The organism is Endozoicomonas sp. ALC013 (genome assembly GCF_049310205.1).
Classification (GTDB): domain Bacteria; phylum Pseudomonadota; class Gammaproteobacteria; order Pseudomonadales; family Endozoicomonadaceae; genus Endozoicomonas.
On sequence record NZ_JBLYNS010000289.1, the window covers coordinates 1 to 3,142 of the forward strand.

Below are 3,142 nucleotides of genomic sequence, written 5' to 3' on the forward strand. Positions count from 1 at the left end.
CCGGGCGGAACAAAGCCAGCTGATACGTATGCTGCAAAATTTTACCCCAACACGGAGCTGGAACTGGCGAAGCCTGACGACAACACTTCATTCATTTACTTCAGCGGGTGTTTTTGCCTTTCATAAACCCATGGATGAGCGTGTTAAGCTTACTCAAGCTCACTTATTGTCAACGCTACTTGATGCAATAATATTTAACTGCAACCAAAAACCTGAAGCCCGGGGTATCGCCAACCTGCTGTGGGCCATGGCGAAACTGGTGGACAACGGGCAAGAATTGACACCTGCGTTCAACGAGGCAGTGGCTGCACTTTTGCACCACTTGAACGCACAGAAAGACCAATTTAATGCCCGGGATACCGCCAACCTGCTGTGGGCCATAGCGAAACTGGTGGACAAAGGGCTGGAGCGGACACCAGGGTTCAAAGAGGCCGTGGCCGCGCTGTTGCTCCTCGTGAACGCTCAGAAAGACCAATTTATTCCTCAGAGTATCACCAACCTGCTGTGGGCCATGGCAAAACTGGTGGACAACGGGCAGGAGCAGACACCAGAACTCAACGAGGCCGTGGCCGCCCTGTTGCCCCTCGTGAACGTACAGAAAAACCAACTTAATGCCCATGGCATTGCCAACCTGCTGTGGGCCATGGCGAAACTGGTGGACAAAGGGCTGGAGCGGACACCAGGGCTGAAAGAGGCTGTGGCCGCCCTGCTGCCCCTTCTGAACGCACAGAAAAACCGACTTAGTGCCCAGGGCATTGCCAACCTGCTTTGGGCTATGGCGAAACTGATGGACAACGGGCTGGAGCGGACACCAGGGTTCAAAGAGGCCCTGGCCGCCCTGTTGCTCCTCGTGAACGCACAGAAAGACCAATTTATTCCTCAGGGTACCGCCAACCTGCTGTGGGCCATGGCAAAACTGGTGGACAACGGGCAGGAGCAGACACCAGAACTCAAAGAGGCTGTGGCCGCGTTATTGCCCAACGTGAACACTCAGAAAGCTAACTTTAACCCACAGGAAATCGCCAACCTGCTGTGGGCCATAGCGAAACTGGTGGACAACGGGCAGGAGCACACACCAGGGTTCAAAGAGGCCGTTGCCGCGCTGTTGCCCCACGTGAACGCACAGAAAGACCAGTTTAATGACCAGGGTATTGCCAACCTGCTATGGGCCATAGCGAAACTGGTGGACAACGGGCAGGAGCAGACACCAGAACTCAACGAAGCGGTGGCCGTGCTGTTGCCCCACGTAAACGCTCAAAAAGCCCCATTTATTCCTCAGCATATCGCCAATCTGCTGTGGGCCATGGCGAAACTGGTGGACAACGGGCAGGAGCGAACACCTGAACTCAACGAGGCCGTGGCCACGCTGTTGCCCCACGTAAAGGCACATAAAGACCAATTTACTCCTCAGCATATCGCCAACTTGCTGTGGGCCATGGCGAAACTGTTGGATAACGGAGAGTGGACACCAGAGTTCAAAGAGGCAGTGGCCGCGCTGTTGCTCCTTGTGAGCGCACAGAAAAACCAATTTACTGCCCAGGGTATCGCCAACTTGCTGTGGGCCATGGCGAAACTGGTGGACGGGCAAGAGCTGACACCAGCGCTAAAAGCGGCCGTGGCCGCGCTGTTGCCCCATATAAACGTACAGAAAGCTAACTTTAAACCACAGGAAATCACCAACTTGCTGTGGGCCATGGCGAAACTGGTGGACAACGGGCAGGAGCAGGCAACAGGTATCATGGAAGCCGTAGTCGCCCTGTTGCCCCACGTAAACGCACAGAAAGACCAATTTATTCCCCAGCATATCGCCAACCTGCTGTGGGCCATGGCGAAACTGGTGGACAACGGACTGGAGCAGACACCAGCGCTCAAAAAGGCCGTGTTTGCCCTGTTGCCTCTCGTGAACGCACAGAAAGACCAATTTAATGCCCAGGCTATCGCCAACCTGCTGTGGGCCATGGCGAAACTGGTGGACAACGGACTGGGGCAGACACCAGAGCTCAAAAAGACCGTCTCCGCGCTGTTGCCCCAAGTGAACGCACAGAAAGCTAACTTTAAACCACAGGAAATCGCCAACCTGTTGTGGACCATGGCGAAACTGGTGGACGACGTGCATGACCGGACACCGGAGCTTAATGAGGCCGTCACCGCCCTGTTGTCCCACGTGAACGCACAGAAAGACCAATTTATTCCCCAGCATATCGCCAACCTGCTGTGGGCCATGGCGAAACTGGGTGAACTCGTTGAGCTGAATGTGGTTACCTCTACATTCGAATCGCTTGTCCACAAAATCAGTGAAAAACCTCAGCTCTCCAGGCAAGATATATCGATGTCTCTCTGGGGAGTCATGGTATGCTGTGCCAGGTTGTATCTGGTCTCCAATGCCAATAAAAATAACGTGCTTGAAAAGCACATGGATGACCTGTTGACTCGCCTGGAAAATACATCACCGGATAAAGAGGATCAAACTACCATTGCCATGGCCGCCAGTTGGCTTGGCAGACCGTGTCCTTTCGCCCCCCATTACCAGACGATGACTTCAAAAACTCAAACTGTCGTCCGCAATCAACTCCAATCATGCATGCCCTCCTTGAAGATTGAAAAAGAAAAGAGTCTGAACTCATTACCTCCAGTTGACCTGTCACTGCCAGATCACAACATGGTGATTGAAATTCAGGGACCGTTTCATTACGTGAGTAACGATTTCAAAACCCGGAATGGTTCGACTCTACTGAAAATTGCACTGCTGCAAAAATCAGGATTTGAGGTTATTGAAATCCCGATTAACACGCTTTGGAGCCCGGACTCAATAAAACGATGTATTGATCAAATAAAGACCATAATCAACACCCAACCGAAGGGGCATGGCTCTGAATCATTTAACAATCCAGAGTAATTGTTCTTCTCCAACCATCGGCGTTTATAGACAGTTCAGAAAAATGAACTTCTGAACAGAACAGCAGTCTGCTTTTTATATTTTCATGAATTAATGAAATATACTTATGGACAGAAGTTCTGCTGGTATCAGTGGTAAATACGCAAGATCAGATAATTATTATAACCGACCGGGTGGCCATGCCGCTTCTTCAGGGCGTGGACGATATAGACATGCCACGATCAGGCAGTGGGATCATCCCCCCCG

General features: G+C 51.9%; 1 protein-coding gene. It reads left to right on the forward strand.

Features of this window, described 5'->3' with window-relative positions; all coding sequences use genetic code 11:
- Positions 1 to 2,896 (forward strand): DUF1601 domain-containing protein (locus tag ACO6V1_RS23210; protein ID WP_422468868.1); only part of this gene is annotated, 2,896 nt, incomplete at its 5' end.
- Positions 2,897 to 3,142: the final 246 nt, after the last annotated feature.